Annotated in this window: 7 protein-coding genes; 1 reads left to right on the plus strand and 6 read right to left on the minus strand. The window is 64.0% G+C overall.

All coding sequences use genetic code 11. From position 1 onward, the window contains the following. Positions 1-13: 13 nt before the first annotated feature. Positions 14-12,949, minus strand: coding sequence for an inverse autotransporter beta domain-containing protein (locus tag NLY33_RS09800; RefSeq protein WP_156932560.1), 12,936 nt, complete (start codon positions 12,947-12,949; stop codon positions 14-16). Between the two features lie 261 nt (positions 12,950-13,210). On the opposite strand from NLY33_RS09800, the gene NLY33_RS09805 reads away from it, so the two are divergent. Then, complete coding sequence (locus NLY33_RS09805; protein WP_031196023.1) at positions 13,211-13,759, plus strand: invasion associated locus B family protein; 549 nt, start codon at positions 13,211-13,213, stop codon at positions 13,757-13,759. A gap of 55 nt (positions 13,760-13,814) precedes the next feature. On the opposite strand, the gene NLY33_RS09810 is transcribed toward NLY33_RS09805, so the two are convergent. Genes NLY33_RS09810 through NLY33_RS09830 form a run of 5 tightly spaced genes read right to left on the minus strand, consistent with a single transcriptional unit; the run spans position 13,815 to position 17,696 of the window. After that, a complete protein-coding gene (locus NLY33_RS09810; RefSeq protein WP_023672952.1) occupies positions 13,815-15,323 on the minus strand; it encodes an aldehyde dehydrogenase family protein in 1,509 nt (502 codons plus the stop codon). A 20-nt stretch (positions 15,324-15,343) separates the two neighbouring features. Beyond that, positions 15,344-15,688 (minus strand): cupin domain-containing protein, encoded by a 345-nt coding sequence (locus NLY33_RS09815; RefSeq protein ID WP_023672951.1) that lies wholly within the window; start codon positions 15,686-15,688, stop codon positions 15,344-15,346. Between the two features lie 23 nt (positions 15,689-15,711). After that, positions 15,712-16,053: a cupin domain-containing protein gene (locus NLY33_RS09820; protein WP_023672950.1), complete on the minus strand. Its 342-nt coding sequence runs from the start codon at positions 16,051-16,053 to the stop codon at positions 15,712-15,714. A gap of 21 nt (positions 16,054-16,074) precedes the next feature. Next, positions 16,075-16,425, minus strand: a complete 351-nt coding sequence (locus NLY33_RS09825; RefSeq protein ID WP_023672949.1) for a cupin domain-containing protein — start codon at positions 16,423-16,425, stop codon at positions 16,075-16,077. Next, positions 16,422-17,696, minus strand: coding sequence for a glycosyltransferase (locus tag NLY33_RS09830; RefSeq protein WP_023707560.1), 1,275 nt, complete (start codon positions 17,694-17,696; stop codon positions 16,422-16,424). The genes NLY33_RS09825 and NLY33_RS09830 overlap by 4 nt, the downstream gene beginning before the upstream one ends. Between the last annotated feature and the right edge of the window lie 6 nt (positions 17,697-17,702).

A 17,702-nucleotide genomic window follows, 5' to 3' on the forward strand; every position in this document is an offset into this window, starting at 1 on the left:
CCAAGGTTGCTGACTACGGTGTCGCGGCAGGCAGCAGTGGCAGCGGCTGGTTGAAGAACGTCCGGGTGTCCGTCAGTGCCGTTGCCCCGCCATTGACGGTTTCGATACCGGCCTCGCTCGCCTGCGGTACGTTGATCGTGCCGTCGGCGCCGCCGAGGCCGTCCGCGAGGAAGCGGATGGCATTGGCGTTGTTGACGTTGGTGATGGTGTTGGCATGAACGTCGGCATTGATGATAGCGCCGGCAAATGTGGCGGTGACCGTGATGCCGCGGCTGTCGGCATTGTCGCGAATGGTGTTGTTGGTGACCGCCGCGTGCACGGTGCCCGGCTGCACGAGCTGCGTGATCGAGACGCTGTCGCCACCGCTTATGCCGTTGACGCCGATGCTCTGGATAATGTTGTTGTCGATCAGCACCTTGGCGACGCCGAGGCTTTCATGCCCAACCCTGATGCCGTTGCCGGTTCGCGATCCCGAGGTTGCTACGCCTTGCGTACCGATGACGTTGTTGGCGATTGTGCCGTCAAGCGTCCGTGCGAGGTCGCCGCTGCTGAACACGTTGATGGCCGTCGAGTCGCTGTTGGTGACGGTGTTGTTCCGGACGGTGAAATTCAGATTGCCGCCCGTGCCGGCGCCGGAATTGCTGCTCTGGGTGAGATTGATGCCGTTGTTCAGATTGTTGAATAGATTTCCCGTGGTCTCGCCGATGTGAGCGTTGACGGTGCCGTCATTGGCAATGACGAACAGACCGGTTCCAGGGATGACTCCCGGTCCGGGATAGGCGTTGTTGCCGGTGAAGGTTGCGCCGTCGACGGTCAGCGTCATCGTCGGCGCGCCGGCGACACCGGCGCCGTCCGCCTCGAAGATGAAGTCGCTGCCGGCATTGTTCGAGGCGCCGTTGTTCGAGAACGTGCCGCCGCTCACCACCAGGTTCGCCAACGTGCCGCCGGAATTGATGACCTGCACGTTATGGGTGAATGAGTTGGAGACCGTGAGGTTGGTGAACGTGGTGACGTGCGAGGCGTTGCCGGTAAGTTCGTTGAACAGGATTCCGGACTCGGTGTTGGCATCGGCATTGCTGTTCAGGGTCAGACCGTTGAGCACCACGCCGTTGACCCGCAGCCCCTTTATGCCGTTGCCCGCATTGTCGCTGATGATCATGTTGCTCAGGCTGACATCCTGAGTGTCGGTCAGGCTGACGCCATCGCCGGCCGAGTTCTGGATCGTGCCGCCGCTGCCCCCCGTCGCGCCGGTGCCGGTCACCACCAGATTGCCGCTGGTGCCGGTGTTGTTGAGCACGATGCCGTTGGCTGCACCATTGGACGCAATGCTCCTGAACGTCACGTCGCCGGCGCCGATCGTCGTGTTGGCGACATTAAGCGCCGTGCCCGTGCCGGACGCGATGGTGTTGCCGGTGCCCTGCACCGTCACCGTGCCGCCGCCGGTGGCATTGAAACCGGCGCCGCTGGTGGTGGCGATGACCAGCCCGCCATTGGTGAAGTTGATCGTCGCACCGGTATTGTCGCTCAGGCTGACGCCAGCCGCCGTGGTCGAGGTGATCGACTTCGACGCGCCGGAGAAGGTGATGATGCCGGCGACATTGTCGTCCAGCAGGAGGCCGATCTGGCCCGCCGCATTATGCGTGATGTTGCCCGACAGGGTGATGTTGCCGGCGGTCAGGGCGCGATCCTGGATGTTGACCGCCTGGCCGGTGCTGCCGCTGGTGATCGCGCCGGCATAGGTGAAGGCCGCCGTGCCGCCGCTGTTGGCGGTGCCTAGGCCATCGCCGATACGGATCACGGCGCTTGTTCCGCCCACCAGCGCGCCGGTGCCGAGGTCGATCGCTCCCGAACCGGTGACGGTATCGAGGATGACGGCGCTGGTGCCGCCGGCGCCTTTGTTCGTGGAAGCGAAGGTCACGCCGCCCGCCGCGATGGCAACGCTGTCAAGGTTGACCGCGACGCCGCTGCCGGTCGAAATCGTGTTGCCCGAGCCGATAACGGTCACGGTGCCAGTACCGTTGCTCGTGGCGTTGAAGCCGGTGCCGGAGGTGGTGGTGATGGCTAGGCCGCCGCCGGTGAAGTTGACCGCGGTGTTGGTGTTCGCCGTCAGGTCGACGGCATTGTTGGCTCCGGTGGTCAGTATCTTGCTGGCGCCGGAGAAGTTGATCGTGCCGCCGGTGTTGGCGTTGACGAGGATCCCGTTGGCCACGCCGCCGGTGGCGCTGAGAGTGCCCGACAATGTCGTGGTGCCGGCGGTGCGGGTGGAGATGCTGACGACGTTTCCGGCCGTGGTCTTGGTGACCGAGCCGGCATAGCTGACATTGGCCGAGCCGCCGGTGACCAGGAAGGCCGCGCCGGTCGCGCCGCCGAGCGCACCGGAGCCGAGGCTGACAGTGCCGGCGCCGGTGACATTGGTCAGCGACACGTTGTTGGTTCCGCCGGTCGAATTGGTCGAGGTGAAATTGATGCCGGTGGTGGTGGCGATGCCGTTGAGGTTGACCGCCTGCGCGGAAGTGGAGCTCACCGTGCCGGTCGTCACATTGACCGTGCCGCCATTGATGGCGCTGAATCCGGTGGTGCCGTTGGTGACGATGTCGAGGTTTGCGAAGCTGACGGTCGAGGCCGTGGCGCCGTTGTTGATTGCGACTGCGGTGCCGGTCATCGGCGTCGTGGTGCCGAGATCGACCGTACCGGTGAAGCTCACCGTATTGGCCGCCGTCGCGCCGGAAATACTAATGCCGCTGGCAGCGCCATTGGCGATCACCGAGCCGGCGAAGGTGAAACTGCCGCCAGCGCGGGTCGAGATCGTGGCCGCCGCGCCCGACGTGCTGATGATAGAGCTGGCGCCGTCGAAGCTGATCACCGCGTTGCCGCCGGTCACCGAAAGGCCGCTGCCGCCCGATATGTCGACATTGGTACCGGCAATCGTGCCGCCAGCGCCCGACGCGCCACCGAAGGCGATGCCGGTTCCGGTCGCCGCCGTGGTGATGTTGACGTTGGTCAGCGTCGTCGTGCCGGTGGTGTTGTCGAGTTTGAAAGCAATGCCGGTGGCGCCGGTGCTGGTGACGTTGGTGATGGTGGTGTTGGACGCGTTCAGCCACACATCGCTGGCGTTGCTGGAGAAAGTAACGTTGTTGATCGTCGTGCTGTTTGACGGCGTGATCTCGATACCCTGCGTGGCGAAATTGCTGATGGTCATGTTGCTGATGACGGTATTCGCAGCACCCGCGCCATTGTCCTTGACGCCACGCGCGGCACCCGCCGGGCTGCCATTCAGGATGAAGCCGTCGATGATGTTGCCGCTGGCGCCGAGCGTGATGACATTGTTGCCGGCGCTCGTCGTCAGCGTCGCGGCGCCATTGGGCGTCTGGTCGATGATCGAGATGCTGTTGCTGGCGAGCTGGATGGTGGAGGGCACTGTCAGCGCCAGATTGATGTTGCCGTTGCCGAAGCCGCGCACCTGCTCGCCGGTGGCGAGAGCCAGCGTGTCGTTGCCATTGCTGCCTGCCGCGGTGATGGTGCCGCCATCGTTGACGAGAACCAGAATGTCCGTCGCCACGGCTGCTGCTTCGGCGGTGGCCAGCGTCGCGAGATTGTTCTGGTCGCGACCGCTGCCGTCACCGGTCGCGGACGCGCCGACGAAATAGACCTTGCCGACTCCGAAGCCCAGGCCGGGAGCCGACTGGAAGTTCACATCCTGGAAATTGTAGGTGCCGGCAACCGGCGCACTGGATGCGTCGATGCCTACATTGGCGCCGATGGTCGAGAACTGGTCGGTCGCCGATTCGCCGTCGCCATAGGTGAAAGCGAGGTTGGTGGCGCTGTTGAGGAACACGCCGGTGTTGACGCCGGCAATGCTGGAGCTGGCGCCGCCGACAACGGCATCGCCGAGGCGTACCGTCTGGCCGCCAGTGGTGCCACGCAGGTCGACGCCTATCGAGGTGCCGGCGGCGGCGGCATTGGTGACATCGAAGTCATTGGCCGTCACCGCCGCATTGATGGTGGCACCATTGAGGTCGAAGGCCACGCCCGTGGTGCTGTTCAGGCCGATGTCGAGATCGTTGAAGGACAGCGCCGCGCCAAGCGTGCCGGAAACATCGACACCACGCGTGGTGATGCCTTGCAGGTTGACCGTGCCGAGAATGATGGCCCCGCCGCCGGACGAGGCGATATTGGTCAGCGAGATGCCGGTTGCGGCGGCAGTGGCCGAAACACTGTCGAAATTCATGCCCGCAGCGCCAATCGTAACGCCATTGAGGTTCAACGCGGTGCCGCCGGCCGTCGTGGTGATGCTGTTGTCGCTGAGGAGCGCGCCGACGCTGACCGTGCCACCGCCGCTGGCGTTGAAGCCCGTGCCGGAGGTGGTGGTAATCACCAGGCCACCCGTATCGAAGTTGATCGTCGCGCCGGTGTTGGTCGTCAAGTCGACCGCCGTATTGGCGCCAGTGGTCAGCGTCTTCGTGCCACCGCTGAGAGTGATGGTCCCGCCGGAGTTGCCGTGGACATAGATACCATTGTCGAAACCGCCGGTGGCGCTGAGCGCGCCGGACAGTGTGACCGAACCGCCGGTGACGCCGGAGATGTCGACGATCTTGCCGGCGGTGGTCTTGGTGACGGAGCCGCCATAGCTGACGGTCGCAGCGCCGCCATTGACCAGGAATGCGACGCCCGAAGCGCCGCTCAATGCGCCGGATCCGAGGCTGACTGTTCCGGTGACATTGGCCAGGCCAACATTGTTGGTGCCGCCGCCCGACGAGGTCGAGTCAAGCGCAATGGTGGCGGCGACGTTGGTGAGGCTGATCGACTGACCGCTGGTCGAATTTACCGTCTGGGCTGCAGCGGAAGCGGTGATGCCCATCGTGCCGCCGGTGCCCACGATGGCCGTGCCGGTCGTGGTGTCGATGGTCACACCGCCGGTGAAGCTTGTCGTGCCGCCGCTCTGCGACAGGCCGACGCCGCTCGTCGTATCGATGTTGGCGAGGCCGGTGACGTTGACCGTGCCTGATACCACATGGATGCCGTCGCCGGCCGTGGCGGTGTTGTTGACCGTCACCGCGCCGAAGGTGAACGTACCGGTGTTGGCGCCGGTGACGTCTATGCCGAAGCTGCTGGTGCCGGTGATGGTGGTGGCGCCGCTGACCGTGACGGTGGCGTCAACGCCATTGAAGGCGATGCCGTTGACGCCACCGTAGGCGGTGATGCTGTCGAACTGGATATCGCCGGATACACCGGATAGCGTCAGGCCATAACCGCCGACGCCATTGGTGCTTGTGCCGGCGACGAAGGCGTCGCCGTCGACCTGGTCGATGCCGACAGTCGCTGGAACGGCATCGAAGGTTACACCGCTCACCCCAAAGCCGCCGGTTTCGCCATTGTTGCCCAGAAGCGTGATGTCGGAGAAGGCGCTGACCTTCATCAGCCCGGCGCCGATCGTGCCGTCAACCTTGGCAATGTCGCCGCCGGTTGCCGACAGGATCAGGTTCGACAGTGCGATCTGGCTGGCAGCGGCGCCGTCGGTAAGCGACAGGGCGCCACCGGTGCCGCCGGCGATCGTGGCGCGGCGCAGGATAAGATCGGTGATGTTGGTGCCGGAGATGCCAAGGCCCGCACCGGTGTTCTGCACGATGACATTTTCGATGCCGGCCTTGCCGGAGAAATCGATGGTGTTGCCGTTCGCGGTCGTCAGCGTCGCCAGCACGCTGTCGACATTGGACGCTGCCGTGATGACGGTCGAGGCATTGATGCCGCTGAAGCTGAAGTTGCCGCCGAGGCCGCCGCCGACGGCGCCCAGCGGCGCGGTATCGATGGAATCGCCGGCCTTGAGACCGATCAGGATCTGGCCATCGGCAAGGTTGAGCGTGTTGTTGCCGCCGCCATTCTGCTGAGCCTGCATCATGTCGATGAGGTTGCTGGTGCCGTTCTGCGACGTGTCGACAAGGATGACAACCGAGGCGCCCGACGCTTCCGCGCCGGCAATCGAGCCCGGATTGGCGGCGGTGCCGTCGCCGTCGCCTTCCTGATCGACATAATAGGTGGTCGGTCCCTGGGCCTCGGAGAGGTCGCCGATGAAGCCGCCATTTGCGCCGTCGACATCCTGGAAATTATAGGTGCCGCCGACCGGGAAAACGCCGGTGGAATTGAGGATGTCGATTGCCTTGACCGTCGACAGCTTGTCGACCGCGCTTTCGCCGTCGCCATAGATCAAGTTGATCGCCGTCGTCGGGGTGAACTGGAAGCCGATGCCGGGTCCGGCGCCGGCGCCGCCGATGGTGGAGGATGCGCCGGCCGTGTTCGGATCGCCGAGCTGGATGGTGCCGGTGCCGGTGGTGTTGGACAGGTTGACGGCGGTGGTGCCGGTCGAGGAAGCACTGGTGAGCGTGAAACCGCCAGTCGTGAAGATGCTGTTGACGACGGCATCGGCGAAGGTGATGCCGGTCGAATTGTCGCCGGGCATGGCGATGGTCAGGCTGGCGAAGTTTACCGTCGAGCCGAGCGTGCCGGAAATGTCGACGCCGGTCGAGGTGATGCCTTGCAGGTTCACCGTGCCGAGATTGAGCGTGCCGCCGCTGACATTGTTGAGCGAAACGCCAGTCGCCGCTCCATTGACCGAGATGGAGCTGAAATTGATGCCGCCGGCGCCGACCGTTGCGTTGTCGAGGTTGAGCGCGGTGCCTGTCGTCGTGGTTATCGAGTTGCCCGTGCCGCTGACGCTGACCGTGCCGGCGCCGAAAGTGCTGGCGGTGAAGCCGGCGCCGCTCGAGGTGGTGATGACCAGGCCGCCATTGGTGAAGTTGAGCGTGCCCATGCCCTGGGTCGGGCTGATGCTGGGCAACTTGACGATCGCGTCGTTGGTGCCGCTGCTGGTGTTGAAGATCTTCGACGCACCGGAGAAGGTGGCCGTCCCGTTAGACGATCCGTCAAACCGCACGCCGATGCCCGTGCCGGTATGATCGATCGTGCTTGAAATATTGTAGACGCCGTTGGCGTTGCCGGTGAAGACGAAGGCCGCCGTACCAATGCCAGTTGCTGCCGTAGTCGAAACGACCGAACCGCTCATGTTGAGCTCGCTCCAGTCGGCCACGGCCTGCACGACCATGCCGGTGTCGACCTTGATCGAGCCGTTGTAGTTCAGCGTGGCGTGAATGAGGTCGTTACCGCCGCTGACGGCGATAGCCGCACCGGTGGTGCTTGTCGTCGCGCCGATGCTGGCGACGCCGCCATTGCCGCCAACGTTGATGATTCCTGCCTGCAGGCCGTTCGTGACAATGCCGGCTTCCCCACCGTCGATGGTCAGGGTGGAGCCGGCGACGTTGGCGATGTTTATGGTGCCCACTTGCGGGCCGCCGATATCGAACCCTCGGTAGCTGACGTCGAGATCGGTCGTGCCGGTGAAATTCACCGCACCGGCGCCGAGCAGGGCGTTCAGCGAGGCGCCCATGTAGCCGGTATCTTTCAGGCCGCCAATGTTGACGTCGCCCGCCAGATTGGACCCTGTCAGCAAGACGCCGGCAGCGTCCGATGTCGATACGGCCGAGACGCTGTCGAAGGTGACGCCGGCGGCGCCGACGTCGGCGAGGACAATGAACAGACCATTGCCGCCGGAGGCGATCTTGTTGCCGGTGCCGGAGACGCTGACGGTGCCGCCGAAGGCGGCGCCGAAGCCTTCTCCGGTCGTTGTCGTTATATCCAGGCCGCCATTGGTGAAGTTGATCGTGCCGTCCGTGTTGTCATACGGGACGATGGCGGAGAGGGGGCCCGTGTAGCCGATCTGTACAGCTGTCGTCGCGCCAGAGCTTATCTTCTTGCTGCTTCCCGAGAAGGTGACGGTCGCCGCCGTGCCGTTGGCGATGCCACCGATGAAGATCTGGCCGCCATCGGCTGCGTTGCCGTCGGTCAGATTGCCCGACAGCGTCACCGAGCCGCCGGTCAGTTCCTGGATCGAGACGGCGGCCCCGGTGCCGTTGCTGGCGATGGTGCCAGCATAGGAGATGATTGCATTGCCGCCGCTCTGATCGGCCGCCGAGCCGACATTGAAGGCTGTACCCGAACCGGTGTTGGTCAGCGTGCCGGTGCCGAGCGCGACCGTACCGGTCAGATGCTGCAGGTCGACACCGCTGCCGGAATTGAAGCTGGCGCTTGTCGAGGCGAAATTGATGTTGGCCGCAATGCCGTCGAGCGCCACCGCTCCCGCATTGGTGGCATTGATCGTTCCGGTCGTGACGTTGACCGAGCCGCCTCCGGTTGCAGTGAACGCCGTTGCGGCGTCCGTGGTGATGTCGACATCGGCGAAGGTGATTGTGGCGCCGGTGTTGTTGGTCAGCGATACGCCGCTGCCGCCGATCGTCGCCTTGTCCGTGAAGTTGACCAAGCCGCCGGTGCGGTTGGCGATTGCGATGCCGCCACCGGTCAGCGTGCCGGGCGTCGCGCTGTTGGGCAAGTTGCCGCGGGTGACCGTAATGTTGCCGTTGCCGCCGTCGACATCGAGCAGCGTGCCGGCAACGTTGATATTGTTGTTGATAATCGACAGGTTGCCGGTGAGGCCGTCGACGTTGAACGCCGTCTGGCCGGCAGCGACATTGCTGACGGTGACGCCTTCGACAACGGTGCCGCCGGAATTGTTGAAGCCACCCACGCTCTGGTCGATGACGAACACCGAGCCGCTGCCGCCGCTGTAGTCGAAGGCGGTGTTGCGCACCTGATTGCTGCCGAGCAGATGAAGGGTGTCGCCCGTGCTCTTGACCACGCCCTCATCGCCGGTGACATTGCCGCCGGTGGCGCCGAGATTGCCCTGCACATTGACCGGCTGGAACGTACCGGAGGTGAGGATGGAATTGCCGTTGCCGAAACCGGTGATCGACTGTCCCGAATCGAGCGTGAACGGCGTCGCGCTGAGATCGACGGTGCCGACAAAGGCGTAGGTCTGCGTGCCGACCATGGCATCGGCCTGCGCGGCCGTCACGGTGGTGACATCGGCGCTCAGCCCGTTCGTGCCCGCGTGAACAGTGCCGCCTGTCTGCGAGATCATGACGACCCCGCCGACAGTTACCGCCAGTTGGGCATCGCCGGTGAAGAAGACATCGTCGAAGTCGTAGTTGCCGAGCGCCGGATCCAGCCCGATCGTATTGACAGTGTAGCCGCCGGTTGCCGCGGTGATGAAGGATTCCAGCCCATCGGCGGAATTGCCGTCGCCGAAGGTGAAGTTGGCGTTGGCCGACGTGGCCGTGGTGCCGCCTGACGACAATTCGACACCGACGCCGACATTGTCGATCCTGGAGCCCTGCAGGAAGGTGATCGTCTTGTTGCCGGTCGTCGACGACAGGTCGATGCCGCGCGAGGTCAGGTCGCCGGTGCCGGTAATGCTGGTCAGCCCGAAATCGGCTGTCGTTGACGAGCCGCTGAAGTCAATGCCCGTCTGGTTCAGCCCTTCGCCGAGCAACACCGTCGTCGTACCGAAACTGACGTCGTTGTTTGTGCCGCTGAAGTTGATGCCCGCGCTGCCATCGGCAGAACCGATGACAACGATGGTGGGGCCAGAGAATGTGACTGACCCGGTATTCCCCCCAATATCGATGCCGTTGAGGCCCGGCGCACCGATTTCCGCATAGCCGAAGCTGACGGCGCCGGTGTTGCCGTTGAGCGCGATGCCATTGCCAAGCACCTGGCTGATGAGCACGTCGCCGCTGAAGCCGACCGTTGCCGTGCTGCCGCTGATCGAGATGCCGTCGCCGGTGGTGCTGCCGATCGTCGTCGGGCCGGTAACGCTGACGCTGCCGCTGACGCCCGAAAGGCTGACGCCGGTTGTGCCGCCGACGTGGCCGATGTTGGAGAGCGTGACACCGAGCCCGATATTCGACGCTGTAAAGGCGGATGTGGTGTTGTTGTTGACGGTACCGCCGTCGATCGAAAGCGAGCCGGTGCCAGTTGACGTGGCCTGGACGCCGCTGCCGCCATTGCTGGTCGCGTTGAGCGTCTGGAAGCTGGTGATGGCATTGCTGTTGATCAGCAAGCCGTCGCCGGCATTATCCGACACCGTCGTCGTGCCGGTGAAATTGTAGGTGCCGTCGCCCTGGATCGACAGCCCAGCGCCGCCATTACCGGTCGAGCTCAGATTGCTGCCGGAAACGTCGTTGGCGCCATCGAACAGCACGCCATTGAGGGCGGCCCCCGACACGGTCATGCCGGTCAGCACGACGCCGGTAACGCCGCTGCCATGGATGCCGTTGGCAGTACCGCCGGAGATGTTGAAGTCCTGGAGCGAGGTATTGTTGGCCAGCGTGACGACGTCGCCGCTGCCCGAAGCGGTCAGCGTTGCGGCACCGGCCGCATCCGAGATGGTGCTGCCGGGATCGACGTTGTCGCCGGTCACATTGATCGGCAGGCCGCCGAGCGAGAAGGTGCGGCCGTTGCCGAAAGAGGCCAGGGTCTGCCCCGCTTCGAGCGTAAAGCCGTCGGTGTCGTCGATGACACCGCGATTGACCAGCACGAAAATCGCGGTGCCGTCGGTATTGTTGTCGGCGTCGGTGATCGAAGCCAGGTCCGAAAGCGAGGTACCGTCGCCTGTGCCGCCTGCGGCGACAAAGATCAGCTGCGTCTGGTCGAACAGTTGCGGCCCGTTGAACGTCGTCGTGCCGAATGCGTATTGGCCCGAACCGGAATTGAGGCCGCGTGCGTCGAGCGAGGCGAGGTTGCCGCCGATCAAGCCGCCACCGAAGGTGAATTGGGCGTTGGCGGTGTCGGCCGGCGAGCCGGCAATGCCGAGCCGCACGCCGGTGCCGACATTGGCGATGGTGCCGCCATTGGTGATGATGATCGTGCCGCCGTTGGTCTGGACAAGGTCGATCCCGATGGACGTCGTGCCGCCGGTGCCGTTTATGTTCAGCGACTGCGCCGTGAAATTAGTCTGGCTGCCGGAGAAGTCGAGGCCGATGCCGGAGCCGAGCCCGGAGATGATGATGTTGCCGGCGATGACGGACGCATTGACGCCGGTAAACACCATGCCGTCGGTGCCGGGATCGGTGATGTTGATGTCGCCGAAGCGGATCGCGGCCGGCGAATCCGTGATCGCGATGGCCGGTCCGGTCGTGTTCGAGATCGTCGTCGCGCCGTTGACGGTGAAGCTGCCCGAAAGATTCTCGAGCACGACGCCCGATGCGCCGCCGGTCTGGGTGATCGAATCCAGCACGATATGGGCGGTGATCGGATCGATGAAGACACCGACGCCGTCGTCGCCGAGTGCCTTGTTGCCCGACACCTGGCCACCGGTGATGGTGATCGAGCCGGCGACCCCGGTGCCCTTCACGGTAATGCCGGCATCGTTGTTGTCGAGCGAGTTGAGGGTGGCGAAAGTGTAGGTGCCGTGGCCGGTTATATCCAGGCCGTCGTCGCCATTGCCCTGCAGCAGCGTCGTGCCGGTGAAGTTATAGGTGCCGTCGCCTTCGATGTGCAGTCCGTCGAGGCCGTTGCCGGTCGCGGTGAAGTTCGAGCCATTGACGCCGGTCGATGTACCGGTGAAGTCGGCGCCGTGGCCGCCGGTGCCGGTGACCGTGACGTTGGTCAACGTGGCGCCGGTGATGTTGTTGCCGAAGATGCCGTCCTTGCCGCCGGTGATGGTGATACCGCTCAGCGTGTTGCCATTGGCGAGCGTCAGGACGTTGTTGGCGGGGTTGGTGCCCTGGATGGTGCCGTTGGAGCCGCCGAAATTGTAGGTGCCGATGCTGCCGTCGGCGAGCCGCGCCTGGACACCGCCGCCACCGCCGATAACGGTCTGTCCGTTGGCGAGCGTCACGCCGGCTGTCGTAATGTTTCCCTTGCCGCCCAGCGCGACGACGACGCCGTTAGCGCCGGCGCCGGCGACTGCATTGTCGAGCGTGGTCGGGTCGCCGATCGTGCCGAGGCCGAGCGCGTCGTTGTCACCATCGGCGAAGAAGAACTGGCCGAATGCCGTGTTGGTGGCGGCATTGATCGCCACCCGCGTCGACGTGCCGGTAACTTTGTCCTGGCTCTCGATGCGAACGCCGATGTCGCCGCGTACGCGCTCGTTGACGCGTTTGCGCAGGCCGGGGCTGACCGGATAGACCGGCTCGGCGCCGTCATCGGCCGAAGACGAGCCCTTGTCGAAAGCGTTGAGCGGCACCGTCAGCCGGATGCTGCCGGCGAACTGGGTGTCATCGCGGTTGTCGTTGCGCACCTCGCCGGTGAAGGTCAGCGACGTGCCTTTGCCGATGACGTCGCCGATCGAATATTCCAGGCCGGCCTTGGCGCCGGTGATGCTGCCGTCGTCGCCGTCGGGATCGCCGAAATGGTAGGCGCCGACATCGAAACGCAGTGAATGGTTCTCGGGCAGGTTGAGCGGCACCTGAACGCCGACCTCGCCCTCGATGCCCCAGGCCGCGTAATCGCGGTGGGCGATGGCCGATATCTGCTCGATCAGCTGATGCCCGACCAGCGACAGGCTCGACTCTTGCCCGGCCGTGCTGCGGTCGCCGCTGATCGGCAGATAGACGTTTACGTGCGCATCGTATTTTGAGGTGATGGCCTCGAGGCCGAGCGTCGAGGCGACGAACTGGTGACTGTCGTGGTTCTGGATGTTGAGATAGGCGTAGCCGCCGATCATCAGATCCGGATTCACGATGCGGCGAACGCCGAGGCCGACGTCCTGGCCGAAGCCGTCGTCGAAATCGTATTTCGAGCGCACATCGAGAAAGAGAACGGATTCGAGGTTCTGCTTCAGCGGCAGGAAACCCTCGATCGCCGTGTTGCCGCCATTGTTGTTGGCGCCGATGATGGCGCGGACCTGCGGCTGCCACAGTCCGGTGTCGCCGGCATGGGCGGCTATGCCGGAAAGGGCAAGTGCCAGAGTGGACAGCGCAGTCGTCTTCCAGAGATGCCTGGAAAAACCTGACCGGCGATACTTGCTATTCGCCCGGAAGCTTCTTCCGTGCGTCGCCATGTCATTGATCTGCCGAGTTTTCTCGGTCGTCTCCATCCCTTGCGAACCCCGACGAGTACACGCTCCGTCGCTAATACTATCCGAATCCCAGTGTATAGCGAGCATGATTGTTTGCTTTACACGTACAAGATTTCAAAGTTGTTTATTGTGACAATTCAGCAACAGTAATTTAGCCTGAGCTCATGTACCGTATTGGCTTCCCCGCCAGGCTCGGCTGTTGTATCAACGCGCTCGGCGAAACCCTGACACGACGAGGATCGGGTGGCTTCATTGCTGAGAACGGTTTGTGGCCGGGCCGCCTGGGTCGGCGCGCTATGGCTGGTCGTGACGGCAGGGTCGGCGCTTGCCGAAGAGCCGAAGTCAACCACATCTGCCGAGACCAAGCCTGCAGAAGGCAATCCGTGGGCGCTAAACTGCGCCAGCGGATCGGCCGGCATCGAGCTTCAATGCCAGGTCTCCCAAAACCTTACCGAGGCCAAGACGGGGCAGCGCGTTCTTACCGTTACGGTTCGCCGCGACAACGGCAATGGCAACCTCGCCATGCTGCTGGCCTTGCCGCACGGGCTGTTCCTGCCTTCCGGCGCCTCGTACCAGATCGACCAGGGGCAGAAGACGACCATTGCCATCCAGACCAGCGACCAGAACGGCGCCTATGCCGCGACCCCTTTGTCGGCGGACCTCGTCAAGGCGATGAAATCGGGAACCAACCTGAACATCGGCATGGAGTCGGTGACGCGCAAGCCGGTGACCATTCCGGTCTCGCTTGCCGGATTCACTGCCGCGATCGACAAGCTTCAAGCGTTGAAATAGCCGGCCTATCTCGGCAGATGCGTAAGCATCAGCTTACGTTATGGACTGGCCGGGCTCACACGTGCTTGCGGCCGCCTGTCTCGCGGAACCAGCTGTCGGGGTAAGGATACCACCAGTCCTGGATCGCCGGTCTGTGGTCGATGATGACCATCTTGGAGCGTCGGAAGGCGTCGAGTCCCTGGCGTCCCAGCTCGCGGCCAAGGCCTGATGCCTTCCAGCCGCCGAAGGGCAAGGCGTCATTGTCGATCAGCGGGTTGTTGACCCAGACCATGCCGGCCTCGAGCCGCTCGGCCGCCTCATGCGCCTCGGCGAGGTCGGTGGTGAACACCGAGGCGCCGAGGCCGAACGGGCTGTCATTGGCAAGCCGGATCGCCTCGTCGAAATCCTTGACGCGGCAGATCGCGGCGACCGGTCCGAAACACTCTTCGCGCACGATCGCCATATCGGGGGTGACGCCGGTCAGGATCGTTGGCTCGTAGAACCAGCCAGTGTTGTGCGCCGGCGGAATGCGCCCGCCGGCAACGGCTATAGCGCCGTTGCTGACAGCATCATCGACCAGCCGCATCACTTTCGCCCGGGCGGCTTCGCTGACCAGCGGGCCGATCTCGGTCTTGTCCATGCCATTGCCGATGCGCAGCGCCCGCGTCTTCTCGGCGAACAGCTCGACGAAGCGATCGTGAACCGAGTCGACGACAAAGAAGCGTTCGGCCGAGGTGCAGACCTGGCCGGTCAGGTGGAAGGCGGCGGTGACGCTGCCGGCTGCCGCCACGTCGAGCGGCGCGTGCTCGCTGATGATCAGCGGATCGCTGCCGCCGGCTTCGATGACGCAAGGCTTCATGCGCTCGGCGCAGGCGACTGCCACGGCTTTGCCGGCGGCGACCGAGCCGGTGAAGGCGACAGCGTGGGTGCGCTCGGAGGCGATCAGCGCCTGCGCGGTGGCGGCCGTGCCGGGCAGGCAGGAGACCAGCCCTTCGGGCAGCGAGCGGAACACGGTCATGTAATCGAGTGTCGACAGCGTCGTGGCTTCGGCCGGCTTGATGATGCAGCCATTGCCGGCGGCAAGCGAGGCCGCAACGGTCCAGCACATCAGCAGGATCGGGAAGTTGTAAGGCATGATGTGCACGGAGACGCCATACGGCTCGTAGCGCGCATACTGGAACGACCCGGCCTGCGTCGTACCGGCGATCTTGCCGGCGTCGTCGCGCGCCATCTCGGCATAGTAGCGGAAGATCGGCGCGCAATTGGCGATCTCGCCGATTGCTTCGGGATAAGGCTTGCCCATCTCGCGCACCATCAGCTCTGCGCAGCGGGTGAAGTCCGCCGCCTCGATGGCGTTGGCGACCGCATGCAGATGCTTTGCCCGGCTCTTGGCATCGAGCTTCTTCCAGGCGGCTTGTGCCGTGGTTGCGGCACACAGCACCGCATCGACCTCACCGTCCGTTGCGGCGGAGATCGAGCCGACGGTCTCCAGCGTCGCCGGATCGATCACCGGTTTTGCCGTGCCGGTCATCGGCCGGTAGTCCGGATTGACGAAGAAAGCCGGCCGTTCAGCGGAGAATTGCATGGTCGTCCTTTCAGGTCCGCTCAGCGGATCATGTAGACCTTCTTGATGGTCTCATGGACGGTGCAGACGCCTTTCCAATTCTGAGGAAAGAACGCCGCCGTGTCCGGCTCGATCTGGATGACCTCGCCCGATTCGTGCACATAGGTGCAGCGGCCCTCGAGGAAGTGGCAGAACTCGTCGCGGGTGACATGGCAGTGCCATTTGCCGGGGGTGCAGACCCACAGGCCGCATTCCGAACGGCCCTCCGGCCCCTTGTAGAGCAGCTTGCCCGAGGTGTGGGACACGCCCTCGATCATGGTCGGGATGACGCCCCAGTCGACGAGGTCGGTGATGGCAAGCGGGGATTGCATGATGGGCGTGGTCATGGCGATTTCCTTTAAAAAAGTGCTCAGCGGCACATGAAGGCCTTGGTCAGTGTTTGCGTGATGGTGGAGGTGCCGGCCCAGCCGGCGGGGAAGAACACCAGCATGCCGGCCTCGACCGGGATCTCTTCGCCATTCTCGCGGACATAGGTCCCGCGGCCCGACAGGAAATGGCAGAACTCGTCGGCGGCAAAGGTAACCTTGCGGCTGCCTGGCGTGCACGACCACAGGCCGCATTCGCTTGAGCCGTCCGGGTTCTGCGAGAGGATCCTGCCCGAGGCGCGCGGCGAGCCGGCAAGCGTGTTGCTGCCCCCGCCCCAGTCCTCCAGTTTCACGGTCGAGGCCTTTGGCCAGTGCGGTGTCGGCATATTGGGAAGCTCCGTTGCTGTTCAAGCCAGCATGTAGACGTTGCGCATGGTCTCATGCACGGTGCATTCGCCTGTCCAGCCGGCAGGGAACATGACCACGGTCCCGGCTGCGACTTCTACCACCTCCCCGGCATCCGACCGGTACGTCGCGCGGCCGGCGACGAAATGGCACAATTCGTCGCGCGGAATCGAGAGCCGCCAGCGGCCGGGCGTGCAGACCCAGATGCCGGATTCCGGCTGGTTGTTGGGTCCTTTGTGGACAAGCCTGCCGGTCGAGTGCGACGCGCCGTCCAGCGCGTCGGACTGGGCGCCCCAGTCGACGAGGTCGGTGCGGGTGGAGGCTTGGTAGAGGTGTGGGGCGGAGGAGGTCACAGCAGCGCCTCCAGCAGCCCGGCTGCCTTCTCAGGCCCGTTCTGGGCCTGCATCTGCGCCGAGGTCTTCGCCAGCCTGATCTTCATCTTGGTGTCAGTCAGGCAGGCTTCGATCCTGCTGATCAGCTGGGCGTCGCTCCAGTCGTAGCGCGGCATACCGAAGCCGTGGCCGGTTTCCTGGACGCGGGTGGCGTTGTCGTGGCCGTCCCAGACATAGGGCATGATGATGGCCGGCTTGCCGAAATAGAGGCACTCTGTGAACGAGTTGTTGCCGCCATGGTGGATGACCGCATCGACTTGCGGAATGACCGAAGGCTGCGGAAACCAGCTCTCCACGATGACGTTGCCCGGCACATCCGTGTACTGGTCCTTGTAGCCGCCGACATTGACCAGCGCGCGGTAACGGGTCTTGCCCAGTGTTGTGATGATGCGCTTCAACAAATCGACATCGCCGGCGCCGAGGCTGCCGAAGGAGACATAGAGCAGCGGCCCGTCATTGTTCTCGGCGAAGGTCGGCACGGCGTATGGCTTTTCCTGCCGCACGCAGCCTTCGAGATACTGGAATTTCGTCGTATCAAGCGGATGGCGGCGTTTGAACTTTGCCGCTTCGGGATAGAGCAGGAGATTGAGATAGGGCGAGGCCTCGAAGAACTGACCGACCGGGTATGGCGCTTCATTGTTTGCGGTGAGGAAGGCGTTGAAGTCGTCGTGGATCGGCTTGATCACCGCATTGAAATGATCGCGATAGCGCTGGTGGCCGACATGGTCGTTCTCGCCGCAACCGGAGAGATGCGGCGGGATGTCCTCATCCTCGATCTCGTTTTCCGAGCAGGAGATGACGCGCACCCAAGGCTTGCCGAACTGTTTGATGGCCGGAAACAGGATCACATTGTCGACGCAAATGACATCAGGCTTGATGGCGGCCAGGACTCGCGGCAAATCCTTCTGCGCCCATTTGGCGCTGTCGACGATCGCGGTCCAGCAATCCTTCACGTAATTGTCGACCTGATCGTAGGGCGATTTGCGGAAGTTCGGGATGTGGCCGTTGATGAAGTCTTCCCAGAATTTCGCCATCTGCTCGGGCGGCATCGGCTCCGACAGGTTCACCGGATGCGCTTCGAAGCCGTAACCCTTGTAGACATCGACAAAGCCGGGGTCGGACAGGAACACTGCCTTATGGCCGCGCGCCTCGACGGCTTGCGCGATGCCGACCGAATTGAGCGCCGGGCCGTAGGCCGCTTCGGGAAAAAACGCGATCGTCTTCTGCGCCATCAAGCT

The organism is Mesorhizobium sp. C432A (assembly GCF_030323145.1).
In the GTDB taxonomy this organism is placed as follows: Bacteria; Pseudomonadota; Alphaproteobacteria; order Rhizobiales; family Rhizobiaceae; genus Mesorhizobium.